This window comes from Gilliamella sp. CG13 (assembly GCF_046635805.1).
GTDB classification, from domain to species: Bacteria; Pseudomonadota; Gammaproteobacteria; order Enterobacterales; family Orbaceae; genus Gilliamella; species Gilliamella apicola_I.
This window is the reverse complement of the sequence record NZ_JBIDFM010000002.1, coordinates 314,208-331,111: the sequence shown is the minus strand read 5'-3', so window position 1 is coordinate 331,111 and position 16,904 is coordinate 314,208. Positions and strand designations below refer to the sequence as shown.

At 33.6% G+C, this 16,904-nt stretch carries 13 protein-coding genes; 10 read left to right on the top strand and 3 right to left on the bottom strand.

What is annotated here, in order from left to right; translation table 11 throughout:
• The first annotated feature begins 4 nt into the window (after nt 1–4).
• From ACGH6R_RS05470 to ACGH6R_RS05455, 4 genes are all read left to right on the top strand, one after another.
• Complete coding sequence (locus ACGH6R_RS05470; RefSeq protein ID WP_411599107.1) at nt 5–1,105, top strand: TrbI/VirB10 family protein; 1,101 nt, start codon at nt 5–7, stop codon at nt 1,103–1,105.
• Nucleotides 1,102–2,115 carry a P-type DNA transfer ATPase VirB11 gene (gene virB11 / locus ACGH6R_RS05465; RefSeq protein ID WP_081299148.1) on the top strand — a complete coding sequence of 338 codons (1,014 nt, stop codon included), beginning with the start codon at nt 1,102–1,104 and terminating at the stop codon, nt 2,113–2,115. Before ACGH6R_RS05470 ends, virB11 begins: the two co-directional genes overlap by 4 nt.
• Nucleotides 2,096–2,533 carry a hypothetical protein gene (locus ACGH6R_RS05460; RefSeq protein WP_065559001.1) on the top strand — a complete coding sequence of 146 codons (438 nt, stop codon included), beginning with the start codon at nt 2,096–2,098 and terminating at the stop codon, nt 2,531–2,533. The genes virB11 and ACGH6R_RS05460 overlap by 20 nt, the downstream gene beginning before the upstream one ends.
• Before the next feature lie 206 nt (nt 2,534–2,739).
• Nucleotides 2,740–3,702, top strand: a complete 963-nt coding sequence (locus tag ACGH6R_RS05455; RefSeq protein ID WP_411599106.1) for a TrbM/KikA/MpfK family conjugal transfer protein — start codon at nt 2,740–2,742, stop codon at nt 3,700–3,702.
• A gap of 482 nt (nt 3,703–4,184) precedes the next feature.
• Here ACGH6R_RS05455 and cas3 read toward each other — a convergent pair whose 3' ends face one another.
• Complete coding sequence (cas3, locus tag ACGH6R_RS05450) at nt 4,185–6,878, bottom strand: CRISPR-associated helicase Cas3' (RefSeq protein WP_411599105.1); 2,694 nt, start codon at nt 6,876–6,878, stop codon at nt 4,185–4,187.
• A gap of 383 nt (nt 6,879–7,261) precedes the next feature.
• Between cas3 and ACGH6R_RS05445 the strand changes: the two genes are divergently transcribed.
• From ACGH6R_RS05445 to ACGH6R_RS05425, 5 genes are all read left to right on the top strand, one after another.
• Nucleotides 7,262–9,208 (top strand): extracellular solute-binding protein, encoded by a 1,947-nt coding sequence (locus tag ACGH6R_RS05445; RefSeq protein WP_411599104.1) that lies wholly within the window; start codon nt 7,262–7,264, stop codon nt 9,206–9,208.
• Between the two features lies 1 nt (nt 9,209).
• The gene (locus ACGH6R_RS05440; RefSeq protein ID WP_065558998.1) at nt 9,210–10,298 is read left to right on the top strand and encodes a microcin C ABC transporter permease YejB; all 1,089 of its coding nucleotides are present in this window, start codon (nt 9,210–9,212) and stop codon (nt 10,296–10,298) included.
• A complete protein-coding gene (locus ACGH6R_RS05435; protein WP_267360852.1) occupies nt 10,298–11,329 on the top strand; it encodes an ABC transporter permease in 1,032 nt (343 codons plus the stop codon). Before ACGH6R_RS05440 ends, ACGH6R_RS05435 begins: the two co-directional genes overlap by 1 nt.
• Nucleotides 11,326–13,044 carry a microcin C ABC transporter ATP-binding protein YejF gene (gene yejF, locus ACGH6R_RS05430; protein ID WP_411599103.1) on the top strand — a complete coding sequence of 573 codons (1,719 nt, stop codon included), beginning with the start codon at nt 11,326–11,328 and terminating at the stop codon, nt 13,042–13,044. The genes ACGH6R_RS05435 and yejF overlap by 4 nt, the downstream gene beginning before the upstream one ends.
• Nucleotides 13,045–13,110: 66 nt before the next feature.
• Nucleotides 13,111–13,971: a hypothetical protein gene (locus ACGH6R_RS05425; protein ID WP_411599102.1), complete on the top strand. Its 861-nt coding sequence runs from the start codon at nt 13,111–13,113 to the stop codon at nt 13,969–13,971.
• 58 nt (nt 13,972–14,029) lie between these two features.
• Here the strand turns inward: ACGH6R_RS05425 and frdD are convergent, their stop codons facing one another.
• Together frdD and ACGH6R_RS05415 are read right to left on the bottom strand one after the other, a co-directional pair.
• On the bottom strand, nt 14,030–14,386 hold the full coding sequence (gene frdD, locus ACGH6R_RS05420) for a fumarate reductase subunit FrdD (RefSeq protein WP_411599101.1): 357 nt from the start codon (nt 14,384–14,386) through the stop codon (nt 14,030–14,032).
• Between the two features lie 14 nt (nt 14,387–14,400).
• The gene (locus ACGH6R_RS05415; RefSeq protein WP_411599100.1) at nt 14,401–14,838 is read right to left on the bottom strand and encodes a hypothetical protein; all 438 of its coding nucleotides are present in this window, start codon (nt 14,836–14,838) and stop codon (nt 14,401–14,403) included.
• Nucleotides 14,839–15,294: 456 nt separating this feature from the next.
• Between ACGH6R_RS05415 and casA the strand changes: the two genes are divergently transcribed.
• Complete coding sequence (casA, locus tag ACGH6R_RS05410) at nt 15,295–16,902, top strand: type I-E CRISPR-associated protein Cse1/CasA (RefSeq protein ID WP_411599099.1); 1,608 nt, start codon at nt 15,295–15,297, stop codon at nt 16,900–16,902.
• The last annotated feature ends 2 nt before the right edge of the window (nt 16,903–16,904 follow it).

The following is a 16,904-nucleotide window of genomic DNA, read 5'->3' as shown; positions in this document are numbered from 1 at the left end:
GAAAATGAGTGTCAATCAAAATAATATGGAGTCAAATGAAGAAAATTTGAAATCGAATATCGCTGATGAATTGAAAAATGAGAAAAAATCAAAAGGAATATCATTTAAAACAATCTTCATGTTGATGGTTATCATCGCTATTGTGTTATTTTTGTTAGCGAGGGGAATTTTATCGCTTAAAAGATCAATACAACCTGATAGACAAAACTCCGAGCCCGAAGTTGTTACTGTTGATAATAGACCATTTAATATTACAAGAAATACTAGGAATCCTGATAATCTTTTATCCCCGAATGATCCAGAAAGTGGGATTGATTCAGAAGATTCAGACCCAAATGAAATTGAAATACCATCAAAACCCATAATTATAAAAGGGCGTTTCGGATTAGCTAAAGGTGATGATAACAATGTAAAACAACAAGAAACCCAACCAATAGTTCAACCAACACCTCAACAACAAAGTTCTGGTGATAACGAAAAAAACAAACAAAGTACCAAAATTGTTAAGGCGGAAGTATTAAAACTTAATCCTAATTTATCAATTTATAGGGGAACATTTATTAAATGCTCATTAAGAACAGCATTGATTAGCCAAATTAGTGGTGATGTTGGATGCATTATCAGTGATGATGTTTATTCGGCAAATGGTACGACCTTACTTATAGAAAAGGGTTCAATAGTTAATGGAGCCTTCAGACGAGCCAGTGTTAATCAAGGTGACGATAGAGTGTTTGTTTTATGGGAAGAGATCAGAACACCCAATAATTTAATAATAAGAATTGATTCAGGGGCGAGTGATGTATTAGGTGGCCAAGGTATTAGTGGTTGGGTTGATAATCATTTTTGGACTCGTTTTGGTAATGCTGTGTTAGTTTCTTTGATGAGTGATCTGTCAAGTGCTGCTGCATCACGATTACAAAAAGAACACACTTTTACTGATTTAAATAATACCACTCAAGGTGGAACGGATGTTGCTAAATCGATAATTGAGAAAAATGTTGATATTCCACCAACAATATATCGTAATCATGGTGATAGTGTTGGTATTTACACTAACCAAGATATTGATTTTAGTGATGTTTATAAATTAGAGTACAGAAAATGATGAATACTATTTTTTGGGAAAATACAGAAGTTTTATTTGGAAAATACCTATCAGATCCGAAAATAAAAGAAATTTGTGTCAATCCTGACGGTGCATTGTGGGTTGAAACAACCGACGATGAATGGATAAAAAAAGAATCGATTGAAAACGATATAAAAAAACCAGGTTCACTTTTACAATCTTTTGCGACGACCGCGGCAAATTACAATAATACAAAATTGGGTGAAACTAACCCCTTTTTAAGTGGGACATTAATCAGTGGTGAAAGAATACAATTAGTTTATGCACCCGCATCTAAAAACTTAATTGTAGATATCCGAAAAAATCATAAAACCAATGTACCGTATCAAAAGTATGTTGAACAAGGTTTATTTAATGATATCAAAGCATTTGGTGATAAAAGTAGAGATGATGAAGAGTTAAAAGAACTTTATCTTAGCAGAAATTTCGTCGATTTTATAAAAAAAGCCGTAGCTGTGGGCAAAAACATCATTTTTTGTGGTGAAACAGGATCGGGAAAAACGACCTTCATGAAAAGCTTAATGGAGTTTATACCATTAAATGCACGGTTAATATCTATCGAAGATACAGAAGAATTAGCCTTTTTTAATCATGGTAACTATGCCCAACTTTTCTATGATAGCCAATACAAAGAAGAAGATCCGGTAACGCCATCAAAATTACTAAAAGCATGTTTACGATTAAAACCAACCAGAATTCTACTGGCTGAAATACGAGATCAAGTCGCCTTAGATCTCATTAAAGTAATTGGTAGTGGCCACAATGGAACACTATGTTCTTATCATTCACCTACAGTTGAAATGACTTTTCAAAAAATGGTGACTAATGTAATGGAAAATCCTAAAGCCGTGGGATTAAGTGATAAAACTGTTGCTAAAATGATAGGGTTATCAATTGATGTAGTCATTCAAATGTCAGCTTTTTCTGGTTCAAGAAAAATTACAGAAGTCTATTTTAAGGATGTCGATTATGAAAAGTTATTTAATTAAAGGGTTATTAATTATATTAATAGGATACCTAACAGGTTGTTCAAATCCACCTAAACCACCTAAATTGAATAGTGACAACTATAAATCTGTATATCAAGATCAACTATTTCGATATCCGACAAGTCGACTGTCACCTAATGAACAAATTATAAAGGACTTTAAAGATAAATCAGTGATTTATACTGTAGTAGGCGAGCCAATTAAAGAGTCAGACAAAATAACTGTCATTTTTTTAGCAACTCATGCCGATTCAATAAAAATAATTGGCAACAAAAAAAATATTTATCTCTATGAAAATTATTTCAGAAAAATAGGGATTAAATGCCAATTTGTAACAGAAGAAATGGTTGATAAAAATGAATTTGTCACATTTATATTTTCAGGAAAACAGGGGGATAAGATTGTAAAATCAAAATAAAATGTAAAACATATGTTATTAAAAAATAACATGGGAATAGGAAAACAATAAAATAATAAAACTAAATAAAACCAGCGATAACATCTAAAAATAACGAATAATAAGCGTATTAAAAGATGTTATTCAATGAACAAAACAATGAAACACAAATGTATATCAAAAAACGAAATTGATAACATTCAATTACTATAAAAGCAGGTAATATTATGAAAAAAATAAACTATTTCAAGACAATTATCATATTGACTGCTTTTTTTTCATTAAACAGTTTTGCTGATGAAAAAGAAGACTTAGATAGATACCGGTTTGAATATAAAACAATTATGTCAAAAGAACATATATCACCAACAGATCAGCTCAAAGCTAGCGATCTAAAAGAGAAAATACAACTCATTGAAAAAAACAACCCATCTTTAAAAGAAGATGACAGAAGTATAATCGATAGGCTTGCCGAAACTAAAGAATCAAAAATAGTTACAAGCTCAAGTCCTGCTAACACAAACGATATAAACTATCGCGAAAACGTGGGAATATCAGATAACCTGACTCATTTTACTAATGACAAAAAAAATCGATTTAATATAAACCAAAAAGATCTTTCTAATGACCAAGCACTAGCTTGTGGTGTTATTTTATGTTTATCTTCAGTAACAAGGCCGAGTGAATGTACATCTTATCTTAAAAAATTCTTCTCAATAAAAGTAATTACCAGAGGGATTTTCAATTGGACAAAAACGCTAACAGCAAGAAAATCTTTTTTAGCAATGTGTCCGGTTGATAATGATGACCAAAATTTAAATAACCTAGTCAACGATATTATTCCAAACCAAAAAACAGATTGTACAGCTGACGAATTAAACAACTTGCAAGATAAAAAAGGGGATAGTATAAGAACCATTGCAAAATTACCAGATTACTGTGAAGCATTAGCCAACCATGCCTATTCTGATATCAAACTACCTACTTATCATTGTGATGGAACCTATTACTCAAACAAAGATTGGCGACGAGGTTACAGTGCGATAATAATTAGAGGAAAAAATCCGAAAAAAGAATATGATGCATGGAAGAGTCAAGGAAATAAAGGGCATATGGCAAAAATAAATTTTGGTTATGGTTATTTTAAACATTACCCAATTACCAAAAAATGTTGGAAAGATGAAAATTAAGCTAAATCTTAGCTGATTTCTGACATGAAAATATAAACAGCAAACTTTCAATTTAAACAACCAAAAATTGATAATGACTGTTAACGAAAACTAAAAAGTTAATCCTTAACACTAAGGATTAACTTTGTTGGTTAAAATAACAGTGAAATTTATGATTAATGGTATCAAATATTCAACTCACAATCTTTTTTACACACAAAATATCATCTATTGCATCAAACAATATCGTAACTGATTTTAGTCGCTTCTTATATACATAAAAACACTCATGACCAGCAATGTGTAGTTTAAAAGCTATTATGAAAAGGTTTACATAAAATAAATTTTAAAACCATAATCCTAAAATATCCTACGAATCCTATCGCTAAAAAAATTAAACAATTAATACATTCTTCCTTTTTACCTATTTTGAGAAGTAAACAGATAATTATCAAAAAATACGTAAATAATGAATAAGTACCGTTATCGAATAAAAATTTTTCCTAGATAAACCCCAATTCTTTAGAATAAAAGTCTGATTTTTCATTGAGTAAGACAATTATCGCTGTTGGTCTGTGTATTTGTTGTCTGAGTTTTTCTAAACTCGTTTGATCCAGTTGAGGAATCTGATTTTTGATTTTTTCCCATTTTGCACGTCTTAGCGAAATTCGACTTTGCTCCCAGGCATATTCGCTATTACTACAGTAAGGAATAATTTTTTCATTTTGTTGATAAGCTAAATAGATATCAACGCTATCTTCTGATAAACGAGTCGCTACTTCGACTTCGTTATCCCATCCATTTGTTGAATCACGCTTATAACCTGCATTCAAATTTAATACGCTTTGATTGGCGATTGACGATTTACTTAAATTAGCTCCTTGAGCACCATAATAACCTTTTTGTAATCCTGCTGGTGGTTCAAGATTTTGTTTATAAACGAATTCAATTAATTGCCTTGCATCATCCGGCATTTTAATGCAACCTTGCTCGGATAGTATTTTTTGGGTATACCATAAATGAGCCGGATTAGGATAAACATAACTGGTATTTCGAAAGGCTGGTTCGTTAAGCCAATTCGCGTTTGGTTCAGCTTGCCAATCTGGGGCAAGTACGGTTAGGGAAGGGGGATGGCGTTCATCTAACGATTGATTTTTTTCATCATATGGCTTGATATTACCCTGTTTATCGCGAACATGTCGCTGTAAACGTCCAGCTCGTTGTATCAATAAATCTATCGGGGCAATATCGCTGATCATTTCGTCAAAATCAAGATCCAAGGATTGTTCGATCACTTGTGTTGCTATAATGACTTTTCCTGCACGGATTTGATGATTGGATGTTTTTCCTGCCCATTGTAATGTTTTTTCTTCAATGTCCAAACGGTCACAATAGGCAAAACGGCTATGAAAAAGTAGGATTTGTGTATGATCCAGTTGTAAGTTGAGTTGAATTTGTTGATATAGACTAATTGCATCTTGTACACTGTTTTTGATCCAACAAATAATTTTACCTTGTTGTATAGCTTTGCTGATTTTGTCTATACCTGCTTCAATATTGTTAATCCATTCGATATTTACTTGGCGTTTCACTTCTGGTCGGGTTTCAATCGCTTGTTCAACTAAGCCGTTATGATTAAGCTGTGTCATAAGTGGAAAAGGTAATGACTGTTCTAATTTTAAAGCTTGTTTATTGCCAGTTAAGGCTTTATAAAAGGCATCGAGTAGTTTTTGACGCAGAAATAAAGGTAATGTTGCTGTCAAAATAATAACACTGCCACCTTGTAACGCATGGTAATGTAATAAGTTTTCGAGTAATTTTACCATGTAACTGTCATAAGCATGAACTTCGTCTAATATCAGTAATTTATGGCGTAATCCTAATAAACGTAACGATTGATGTTTGAAAGGCATAATTGCCATTAACGCTTGATCTAACGTGCCAACTCCTACTTCAGCTAATAACGATTTTTTTCGAGTATCAACAAACCATTCATTACATTCTCCACTCACCGATTGTTCACCTTTAGGGTATTTTTGCTGGCTAATTTCATCGTGATTTAAAATTGTTTGAGTAAAATGCGGATTCATATAGCTAGAGCCATGAGCCAGTACCAACGAAGGATGGCTATCCGCTTGATATAATTGTTCGTAGACTTGAGCGGTACGCTGATAAATAGCATTAGCTGTTGCTTGCGTTGGTAAGCCAATATAGATACCCTGTGCTTTTTTAGCTGTCATAAGCCGATGTGCTAAAATCATTGACGCTTCCGTTTTTCCTGCACCAGTCACATCCTCCATAATAAAAAGTTCTGCACCATTATCAGAAAGTTGACAGGTTAACGCTTGGTGTTGTAGTGGTGTTGGTTTTTCAATGAAAGGAAACAAATTTTTAATATCAATAAAAGGAGTGATTGGCGATGCTGTTGGTAAAGTGGCAATGGCTTTTTCTGCTTTCAACATCGCATGATTGTGCCAATATTCATCAAGTGGCATGGGCTGTGAACAAAACGGAAAAAATTGTTCATTTGAACCAAGCCAATCACTAATTACGGTTAAACCCGCAATTAACCAACTTATTTGTTTTAATTTTTTATGATAATTTTTATCAAAAAAATGACAAGGATAGTGTGCTAAATTGTTATCGACAATAAACAATTGATTCAGTGCGATAATATAGTCTAAAGCCGCTTGTTTATCTTGTTCATTAAATGATAAATTGCCATCTGCACCTCGTTCTGGTGGCTTGCCATGATGTCCCGTCATAATAAGCAGCCATGTGTCAAATAAATCATCAATATCTTCACTATGCTGTTCAAGCTTAACATTTGGTTGGTGTTTAAGTGATTTATTCCATAACCAAAAACCAAGCGAATCATGTCTGGAATAATAGCTTTTAGATGGATCGACGCTGACAAGCTGTGGATGATTGTGTTTAAATAATGCTTGGAATCCATTCGCAAATTTACCAATATCATGCCAAGCCAAAAAATAAGCAAACCAAAGCGCTGCTTGATCGACATCTTTTGCAGAAAAGCCAATTTGTTCAAATAATTGTGATGAATTAAATAAATTTTGTTTAACTATTTGATAACCACTCGCGGCGACATCTAAATTATGATAAGCAAGTAAGTGATAACTACTGTTGTCTGAACTTTGATGGCATTTGCCCCAATATTGATAAAATGGCTGAGTCACTAAATGTATTCCTTGATTGTTTTGCTACTGTTTTGTCCGTTTTATTATTTATGCTTATTTAACTTAATAATTTTCATTAAATTTCGAAAAATTTAGTTTGTTAATATAATACTGTTTAGTATAAAAATGAAACAAAATCTTTTATACTGAAACATAAAGTAAATGTTAAACTTTTTTGATGATTAATTAATTAGTCAGATTATAATGGTGGTTGTACTGGGTGAATTTAGTGCTAATATTTAGATTTTGCTCACTTAATTGAAGTTTGGCAAAATAGAATATTTTAACTGTTGAGGGTAAATAATTTTAGTCATTATCGATGACAATAAAATTTTGCGCTAACAAATAAATTTAAAATTGATTAAAACAGGAATTAAATTAGGATGATTCGTCAAATCAAACCCAAAATAAAATCAGTACTCATTGCTTGTTGTATGAGTGGATTTGTCATTATTCCTCAATCTGTTAATGCCAATCAAACAGAAGACAAAGCAACGCAACAAGCGTCACAAGCTGTTGAGCAGTCTTCGGATAGTCGTCAGCAAATAGCAGTGCGTAACGTCATTCAAACGAGCGAACAGATTTATCATAAATCTATTTTTTCGTTATTAGGCGAACCTAAATATCCTGACAATTTTGAACATTTAGAATATGTGAATCCAAATGCGCCAAAAGGTGGAATTATTAAACTAGCTGAGATTGGTTCCTTTGATAATTTCAATCGCTATGCCAGTCGTGGTGCGCCCGAAAAAAATTCAGGTGCACTATATGATACCCTTTTTACGAATACCGCAGATGATATCACCAGCTTTTATCCATTGATAGCAACGTCGATTACTTATTCTGATAGTTATCGTTGGGCTGAAGTTTTAATTAATCCTAATGCACGTTTTCAAGATGATCAGCCAATCACTGCTGAAGATGTGGAATTCACCTTTAATAAATTTATGACTGAGGGTGTGCCTCAATATAAAGTCTATAATCAAGGCGTGACGGTTAAAGCCTTAGATACTTATCGAGTTCGTATTGAATTGCCAAAATCCGATCGTGAAAAATTACTTTCATTTGTCGGCAATATGCGCGTTATTCCAAAACATTTTTGGCAACATCATAATTTTTCAGAACCCTTAACGACCCCACCGGTTGGAAGTGGGCCTTATTTTATTAGTGATTTTAAAATGGGGCAATACGTGATTTATCGCCGTAATCCTCATTATTGGGCGAAAGATTTACCCGTTAATCGAGGTTTAGATAATTTTGATGAAAAACGCATAGAATATTATATGGATAGCAGTATTGCATTAGAAGCCTTTAAGGCCGGTGAATATGATTTTCGGGGTGAGTCCCAACCTAAAAATTGGTTTACGCAATATCAAGGTCATTATTTTGACACAAACGATATCATCAAGCAGGAAAAGCCGATAAAAACTGCAACCGACACCAGATGGTTAGCCTTTAATTTACAAAAAGATCTGTTTAAAGATATTAAAGTTCGTGAAGCAATTACGTTAGCATTCGATTTTGAATGGTTAAATCGTGCTTATTACTATAACAGTTATAAAAGACCGACCAGTTTTTTTGAAAATACAATTTATGCTGCAAAAGGAACCCCTACCGAACAGGAGCTAAAATGGCTGAATATCTATAAAGATATTATCCCTGAACGTGCTTTTGGTGATGCTTATTCATTGCCTAAAAGTGATGGTCAGGGTTTTAATCGTGAAAATTTATTAAAAGCAGCCCAATTACTCAATCAAGCTGGCTGGAAGATTGAAAATGGCGTGCTTGTCAATGCCAAAACTAAGCAACCTTTTGAATTTGAACTTATTGCTTACCTTGGTGAAGATATTAAATATGCTATTCCATTTCAGCAAAGCTTAGCAATATTAGGTATTAATATGAAAATTACGTTGTTAGATTCGGCTCAACACTTACGCCGTATGCGTGAACGTGATTATGATATGATGGCTCGTAATTATGGGGCAGTGAATTATCCAACGTCAGATCTGATGATTCTTTGGGGGAGTGAATATCTTAATTCGTCATGGAATGGATCAGGTTTACATAATCAAGCCATTGACGGTATCATCGCCGAAATCACCAAGAATGTCGATAATCAAGAAGCATTAATCCCACTAGGACGAGCGCTTGATCGTATTCTTACTCAAGAATACCCCATGATCCCCATGTGGTATAATAGCCAAACATTTTATGCTTACTGGAATAAATTTGGGCAACCAGACATCCAACCCACTTATGCAATAGGCGTGGATAGTTGGTGGTATGATGCTGATAAAGCAGCTAATTTATCTAAGAATAAGGAACATTGATATGCTCAATTATCTAATTCGTCGATTGATATTCATTATTCCAACACTGTTTGTTATTTTAACGATCAATTTTTTTATTGTACAAGTAGCTCCAGGTGGCCCAGTTGATCAAGCCTTAGCGATGATAGAAAATGATGCCAATGGTGGACAAAGTTTGTTACCCGGTGGTGAAAGTTCTGCATCGTCGTCATTGCATCAAAAAAATGAGTCAAATTATCGTGGTGCTCGAGGACTTGATCCCCAAGTTGTGGCGATGATAGAAAAACAATTTGGCTTTGATAAACCCCTTTTTGAACGTTACATTGATACGCTCAAAAATTATCTTTCCTTTGACTTTGGAAATAGTTTTTTTAAAAGTGAATCGGTTTTAGGATTGATTGCTAAAAGCTTACCTGTTTCGATTTCTTTAGGGCTTTGGAGTACGATAATTGTTTATATGATTTCTATCCCTTTAGGTATTCGTAAAGCGGTTAAAGATGGTACTGCATTCGATTTTTGGTCAAGTATGTTAATTATCATTGGTTATGCAATACCTGCTTTTTTACTAGCTGTTTTATTAATTGTATTGTTCGCCGGTGGCAGTTATTGGGATATTTTTCCGCTTCGAGGATTGATCTCAAATAATTTTGACCAACTCGATTTTTGGGGAAAAGTAAAGGATTATGCTTGGCATATCTGTTTGCCAACCATTGCTATGGTGATCAGCGGTTTTGCTTCGTTGACGATGTTAACAAAAAATCTATTTTTAGATGAAATTCGAAAACAGTATGTTATTACTGCGCGTGCTAAAGGCTTAAGCGAAAGACAAATTTTATATAAGCATGTTTTTCGTAATGCGACATTATTGATTGTTTCAGGCTTTCCTGCTGCATTTGTTGGCATTTTATTTACCGGTTCGTTGTTAATAGAGATTATCTTTTCGCTTAATGGTCTAGGATTATTAGGCTACGAAGCGATTATACAACGTGACTATCCGGTAATTTTTGGTTCACTTTATATATTTACCTTAATTGGACTCATCACTAAATTGTTATGTGATCTTTCTTACATGGTGATTGATCCACGTATTGACTTTGAGGCTCGTAATTAATGACCACTCACTACTCTATTAATCAACAACGTTGGCAACGATTTAAACATAATCGTCGTGGTTATTATTCGCTTTGGCTATTTTTGATTTTTTTTGTTATTAGTTTATTTTCAGATTTTATCGTTAATGACAGACCAATTTTTATCAAATACCAGAATAACTATTATTCACCTATTTTTCATTTTTATCCGGAAACTGAATTTGGTGGACAGTTTGAAACGCAAACTAACTTTTTAGATCCTCAAATACAAGAAAAAATAGAACAAAACGGTTGGATGTTATGGCCACCTTTTCGTTATACCTATAATACATTAATTTACGATACTAATAGTACCTTTCCGACGCCACCTTCTGCATTGCATTGGCTAGGGACAACAGATGCAGGTTTTGATGTTCTAGCCAATATTTTATATGGTTTTCGCATATCGATGTTTTTTGCTATTCTTTTAACACTTTTTACCTCGATTATCGGCATCATCATTGGGGCTATACAGGGATATTATGGTGGTAAAGTCGATATGATTGGGCAACGTTTCATCGAAATTTGGAGCGGATTACCTGTCCTATTTGTCATTATTCTTCTCGCAAGCATTTTACCGCTTAATTTTTGGTGGTTACTAGGTATTACTGTTTTGTTCGGTTGGATGGCATTAGCTGGCATAGTAAGAACAGAATTTTTACGTACACGTAATTTTGATTATATCCGTGCAGCAAAAGCAATGGGCGTTAGAAATTATAAAATTATGTTTCGTCATATTTTACCTAATGCCATGGTGGCAACTTTAACCTATTTACCGTTTATTCTTTGTGGCTCAATTACCACATTAACATCGCTTGATTTTTTAGGCTTTGGTTTACCGATTGATTCACCATCGTTAGGCCGTTTATTACTACAAGGCAAAAATAATTTGCAAGCACCATGGCTTGGCATTAGCGCTTTTCTAATTATTGCAACGTTGCTTTCCCTTCTGATTTTTATTGGTGAAGCCGTAAGGGATGCATTCGATCCAAACAAAGGAGTGTATCAATGAGTTTACCTTTATTATCTGTACAAGATTTAAGTATTGCATTCAAAAGACAAGCTCATCTCACTTCGCAAGTGGTCAGTCATATCAGTTTTGATATTCATGAACAAGAGACACTTGCATTAGTTGGGGAATCAGGATCGGGTAAAAGTGTGACAGCACTGTCAATTCTACGCTTATTGCGTAACGAACAAGTGATTTACCCAACTGGGGACATTTTGTTTGAAGGAAACTCATTACTGCATGCCAGCGAAAAATCACTTCGTAAAGTACGAGGTAATCAAATCAGTATGATCTTTCAAGAACCAATGGTATCTCTTAACCCATTGCATACTGTTGAAAAGCAGCTTTATGAAGTTTTGTCATTGCATCGAGGCATGCGACGTAACGAGGCAAGAAGCGAAATATTGCAATATCTCGATCGGGTTGGAATCAAAGAGCCTAAAAATAAATTGTCATCTTATCCTCATCAATTATCAGGAGGAGAAAGGCAACGAGTTATGATTGCTATGGCAATATTAACACATCCTAAACTATTAATTGCTGATGAACCAACTACGGCTTTAGACGTTTCTGTACAGGCGCAAATTATTCAGTTACTAAAAGAATTAAAAACAGAACTGAATATGAGTATGCTGTTTATTTCGCATAATCTAAGTATTGTAAAAAAATTAGCGGATAAAGTGGCGGTAATGCAACAAGGTCAAATCGTTGAATATAATAATAAACAACGTATCTTTTTACGTCCGCAACATCCATATACTCAAACATTATTAAACTCTGAACCAAGTGGTGAACCTATCGTTTTACCTGAGACACCGGGGATACTGCTTAGTGTTAATCATCTAAATGTTGAGGTGACAACGCAAAAACGCTTATTTAGCAGTAAAAAGAAAAAAATTGTTGATAATGTCGGTTTTGTCATTCATCAAGGGGAAACCGTGGGGCTGGTTGGTGAATCAGGCTCAGGTAAAAGCACAACGGCAATGGCGATACTTCGGTTAATAAAATCTGACGGCGATATTTTATTTGATGGTCACCATATTGATCATTTAACCGCTAAAAAATTACTCCCGTTTCGTAGTCGTATTCAAGTGGTGTTTCAAGATCCTTTTTCATCGCTAAATCCTCGTTTTAATGTTGAGCAGATTATTAGTGAAGGATTGTTAACCCATAAAAAACTAAGTAAATCTGAACGAGAACAAGCTGTGATTGATATCATGCTTGAAGTTGGTCTTGATCCAGCTATGCGTTTTCGCTATCCAACAGAGTTTTCAGGAGGGCAACGTCAGCGCATTGCTATTGCCAGAGCATTGATTTTGCGACCAGAATTACTCATCTTAGATGAGCCAACCTCATCTTTAGATCATACAATTCAGCAACAAATTATTTATTTACTTAAATCATTGCAACAAAAGTATCAACTGAGTTATCTTTTTATCAGCCATGATTTAAGCGTAATTTATACTATGTGTCATCATGTTGTTGTTATGAAAGAAGGAAAAATTGTCGAACAAGGATTGTGTGAAAAAGTCTTTTCTGAACCTGAAAATGAATATACAAAAACCTTGTTATCTTTTTTCGATAAACCAATGAAGCTAAAAGTAAAAAATAAAACACTGATTTATTCAGATAAAATCAATGAGCAAGAAGAAAAAGAAAATAAAAAACTAAAAAATCAAGTCAATTGGGCAGACGCATTGTTGATGCGAAAAGAGTAATGATAAAAATTAACGCATTAACACGCATTTTTAAAAATTATCTTAAATTAACTTTATCAATAAATTATGCAAAAACGAAGACTACCTTTTTTTATCGCACCATTATCCATATTGTTTTCAACTAATGTCATAGCGCTGAATTGTCGTGATGATATTACTCAAAATCAAGTTGAAGCCAATAATTATATTTTCCAACTTTATGATTATCTTGATACACCAGCAAAGGGAATAAAGCAAGAAATCAGAACGACAACGACCCAAAAAATAGGTATGCAGGAGAATGAAACGAATGCCAATCATTCATTAGAATATGATCCAAACGGACTAATTACGTTAAGTCATTATGAGCTGTATTCTGCTCAAAATAAACGATTATATTCTGAACATCTCCAAAAAATAAATACTGGTTGGGAAAATATTATCGAAGATTTTGAAGATAAAACTAACAGTATAACTCAGTTTACGACTGATAAAGACGGTAAAATTATTCAGTCTCATCAAGTTAAAAAAGCGGTTGATTTTATTTTTATTCAAAATGATAGTTATCAATATGATACCAATCATTGTTTGGTTAATAAAAATGTGCACTGGCAACTTAAAGAAACGGATGAGCAGGGTAACTATACCGGTAATGATTTGAATGGTGTTTCATTATTTACGTATGAATATCAAGATCAAAAACTCGCAAAAGTCGTGACTCAATTTAGTAATGGTTTAAGCAATGAAAGTGATTTTTCTTATCAATATGAAAATAATCGCTTAACGTCAATTCAATCTACTAATTTTACAGACGGTAAGGAGTCAGCTAACTATTTGACTCAATTACTCACAGTCAATGATAAAAAAGATTGGCTTTCAGCAAATAGAGTAAATAAACTTCAACCAGATAAGCAAGTAAACATCGTTAGACAAATCACTTATTATTAATCTTGAAACTATTAGCGTTATCATCTAATAACGCTAATTGCAATTTCAATTTCAATTATTATGTTCTGACAAACAAAATAAAAATAGCGTGAATCGTCCATGCCAGCGCCAAACCAAAAGTTAACAGTTTTTCACGTTTAGGATGAATATTAAACTGGTGCAAAATCGTTAAAATTTGTTGTAATGCGCACCAAATGGGTAAGCATATCATCAACAGCAAAAAGATTTTACCCGGTTCGCTACTAACTAATTTTAAAATATAGGAGCGTATTTGGGCATCGCCAAAAGGAATAATCAATCCAATGATAATCATCACAACCGGAACAAAAACAGCTGCCCACGTACCGCCTAAGGCATATAATCCTTTGATAACAGTATTATTCGAACGTTTAGTTTCTGATTCTTGAATTTTCATGATTTAAACACCACTCATCTTAATATCAATTTAATTAATAACACTGATACAGCAATTGTGATTATCCATAAACAGGCGATGAGTAACCAAGCTTGAGTTTGCTTATTATCAGTCGTTAATGATAATGCTTTAGGGACTTTGATAAACCATATTATGCTATGTAACAGTGCCGACAAGAGTGCTACACAATTAAGTGCAACCACAACGGGTTTTTGTAAAAAGAAGATAAAGCGGTAAAACTCATCTTGTCCAACCGCATTCGTGTACATACAAACTACCCCATAAGTTAAAACAAAACTGATCCATAACATTGAAAACGGCGTTATTTTGCTAATGATCGAAAAAATCAAGGATATCTTGGTTTTTACCTGCCCATTGTCAAGCTGATGAGGATTGTCTAGGGGATTTTGATGATTATTTAGTGGAAATTTAGTGTTATTTTTAGGATTCATAACTCTCTCAACATTTGATTTATCTACCAGCTTTTACATTTTATATCAGTTTCATAATAGCTTTTAACAAGCAATTATAGTGGCAAACCGGCTTGATGTCGCTAGTTTAATATAAGTAATGTTAAAGATTTTACCGTTCTAAGGTTGCACATAATGTGCATGATTTTAATTATTAGAAAGCTATGTGAAAAAATTAAAATAAGCAATAATACAAGCTGTTATATGTAAATTTTTAAAAAATTTGTAGTGGATCACATTTTTATTATTTGTTTATCGTAAAAAATGTAATCTTTTGGTTAAATAAGATTTAAAATTGTTAAATAGATTGATAGCAAATATACATAATCAATTTATATTAATGAATCAAACTTGTGATGAATTAATGGTTTATTAATAAATAGATAATCGGTGTCAGATCATGACATCGATTTTATATGAAATTAAGGAGTAAAAAATTTGTCTACTTTATCTTTATTAGACGAAAAATGGATACCGGTTGTTCATTTCGATGGTCACCTTAGTAAAATTCAACCCAGCCAACTGGTTGATGAAACCATTTCAGATTTAGCTTATTTAAGACCCGATTTTCAAGGTGCGGCTTACCAGTTTTTGATTGGTTTATTACAAACCACACTATCGCCCGAAGATAATTCAGAGTGGCGAAAATATTGGAATAATGGTTTTTCATCACAGCAACTAACCGAAGCGTTTGAACAAGTCAGAACAGCCATGCAATTTGGCGCAACAAAACCCTCTTTTATGCAAGATTTTGCTAAATTGGAGGGTAAGAAAATACCTATAACGAATTTATTAATTGATGCTCCGGGTGAGAATGCATTGAAAAAAGATACCGATCACTTTGTTAAACGTGGTTTTGTCAAAGTGATGTGCCCACACTGTGCCGCTATGGCGCTATTCACTTTGCAAACTAATGCCCCAGCGGGTGGTCAAGGACATCGGGTGAGTTTGCGTGGGGTCATTGGTCCAATTACTACTTTAATCATGCCAGAAGTGAGTAAACCGACTCCATTATGGAAAAAATTGTGGTTAAATGTGATCCCTTTAGATGATGAAGAAAGACCACAGCAGTTTGATGCATCAGTCTTTCCTTGGTTAGCACCAACCAAGACCAGTGAACCACCTAAAAATTTAAGTCTATTTCCTGAACAAGCTAATTACTGTCAAGCTTTTTGGGGAATGCCTCGGCGTATTGAGTTAGATTTTCATCAAACTGAGCAGGGGCAATGTGACATTTGTGGTGAATTATCGAAACAACTGATTACCCAATATCAAGCTAAAAATTATGGCATTCAATATCAACATTGGCAACATCCGTTAACGCCATATTCGACAAATAATAAGACAGGTGAACAGAAGTCCATTAAAGTGCTACTGGGTGGATTAATTTATCGAGATTGGTTAGGTATGGTGAGTGCCAATGATGATACGCATTCGGCTAGAGTGGTAACAACTCATTTTGAACGAAACTTTGCAGGTAAACAACATTATCATTTATGGTGTTTTGGCTACAATTTCAAGCAGATGGATGCTCTTTGTTGGTATGAACACTTATACCCAGTATACCCTGATTTGGCCAAAACTAACAGTGATTTAAAAGAGTTAATTGCTCAAGCATTAGAACTCAGTAAAGATATGCAGGAGATTTTAAAAAAATCAATTGAAATTTTCGTTACAACTGACAAAAAGAAGAAAAAAGAGATCGAAAAAGTGCTCAAAAAAAGATCGATATCAATTGAGATTGCGTATTGGAAAGAAACAGAATTATTATTTTATGAGTTTATAAAAAAACTTATAGAACAAAAAGACAATCCCAACGGTCGGCAACCATTGTTAATTGAATGGGCAGATACATTATTAAATTATGTTACTCAAATCTATGATAAGGTCGCTTTTGGTGATCTTGAACAATCATTTAAATATAGCAAAACTGAAACAGCTGATCGAATTTCTTGTAATCAAATAAGTGGTCGAAAAAATTTACTTAATCAATTTAATGATCTTAAAAAAAAATACAATATATCAAATAACTTTGATTACGTATAAGG

Bases quoted from the DNA above. Each gene is read 5' to 3' on its own strand.
- ACGH6R_RS05470 (WP_411599107.1), top strand. From the start codon at position 5: ATGAGTGTCAATCAAAATAATATGGAGTCAAATGAAGAAAATTTGAAA.
- virB11 (WP_081299148.1), top strand. From the start codon at position 1,102: ATGATGAATACTATTTTTTGGGAAAATACAGAAGTTTTATTTGGAAAA.
- ACGH6R_RS05460 (WP_065559001.1), top strand. From the start codon at position 2,096: ATGAAAAGTTATTTAATTAAAGGGTTATTAATTATATTAATAGGATAC.
- ACGH6R_RS05455 (WP_411599106.1), top strand. From the start codon at position 2,740: ATGAAAAAAATAAACTATTTCAAGACAATTATCATATTGACTGCTTTT.
- ACGH6R_RS05445 (WP_411599104.1), top strand. From the start codon at position 7,262: ATGATTCGTCAAATCAAACCCAAAATAAAATCAGTACTCATTGCTTGT.
- ACGH6R_RS05440 (WP_065558998.1), top strand. From the start codon at position 9,210: ATGCTCAATTATCTAATTCGTCGATTGATATTCATTATTCCAACACTG.
- ACGH6R_RS05435 (WP_267360852.1), top strand. From the start codon at position 10,298: ATGACCACTCACTACTCTATTAATCAACAACGTTGGCAACGATTTAAA.
- yejF (WP_411599103.1), top strand. From the start codon at position 11,326: ATGAGTTTACCTTTATTATCTGTACAAGATTTAAGTATTGCATTCAAA.
- ACGH6R_RS05425 (WP_411599102.1), top strand. From the start codon at position 13,111: ATGCAAAAACGAAGACTACCTTTTTTTATCGCACCATTATCCATATTG.
- frdD (WP_411599101.1), bottom strand. From the start codon at position 14,386: ATGAAAATTCAAGAATCAGAAACTAAACGTTCGAATAATACTGTTATC.
- ACGH6R_RS05415 (WP_411599100.1), bottom strand. From the start codon at position 14,838: ATGAATCCTAAAAATAACACTAAATTTCCACTAAATAATCATCAAAAT.